Consider the following 289-nt stretch of genomic DNA (forward strand, 5'->3'; position numbering starts at 1 on the left):
CCATCCGTATCAGCGAGGATGATAGCGAGTCCTCCCTATCAGATGGGATCGATGCCCTGAAAAAGTTTGCCCCCCGTTTTGGGGTGCCGGACGCTGTGTTGAGTAGCGCCATTTCAGCTATTGAGGATCGTATAGGCGAGATTCAAGACCAAAGCAGTCACGCTTCCTCTCCGAGTATCTCGTCATCGAACAGGCGTGATCGGGAAAAATTTGACGACACTGCCCTCCGAGACCTTTTCACCACTCTCCTTGATCGGTAGGTTAGTCGAAGCCCTGAAGGTGGTCGAAA

The 289-nt window shown here is 52.6% G+C and carries 1 protein-coding gene; it reads left to right on the top strand.

Features of this window, described 5'->3' with window-relative positions; translation table 11 throughout:
- The coding region (locus AC0L20_RS40760; protein ID WP_473295786.1) for a hypothetical protein at nucleotides 1-260 on the top strand (260 nt) is incomplete at its 5' end.
- Nucleotides 261-289: the final 29 nt, after the last annotated feature.

This window comes from Bradyrhizobium sp. Kon58 (assembly GCF_055807455.1).